General features: G+C 66.5%; 1 protein-coding gene. It reads left to right on the plus strand.

Annotated elements, in window-relative coordinates; translation table 11 throughout:
* The coding region (locus tag AX730_RS00570) for a flagellin N-terminal helical domain-containing protein (RefSeq protein ID WP_475277077.1) at positions 1-391 on the plus strand (391 nt) is incomplete at both ends.

Consider the following 391-nt stretch of genomic DNA (forward strand, 5'->3'; position numbering starts at 1 on the left):
CCGGCCTGCGCATCAACAGCGCGAAGGACGACGCCGCCGGTCTGGCCATCTCCGAACGCTTCAGCACCCAGATCCGCGGCCTCGACGTCGCCGTGCGCAATGCCAACGACGGCATCTCGCTGGCCCAGGTCGCCGAAGGGTCACTGACCGAGATCGGCAACAACCTGCAGCGCATCCGTGAGCTGTCGGTGCAGTCGGCCAACGCGACGAACTCCTCGTCCGACCGCGCCGCGCTGAACGCCGAAGTGAAGCAGCTGACGTCGGAAATCGACCGCGTCGCCAAGCAGTCCGAGTTCAACGGCACCAAGCTGCTGGACGGTTCGTTCTCCAGCCAGCTGTTCCAGGTCGGCGCCAACGCCGGCCAGGCCATCGCCATCGACAAGACCGTCGA

It is taken from the genome of Pseudoxanthomonas mexicana (assembly GCF_001556105.1).
Lineage (GTDB): Bacteria > Pseudomonadota > Gammaproteobacteria > Xanthomonadales > Xanthomonadaceae > Pseudoxanthomonas_A > Pseudoxanthomonas_A mexicana_A.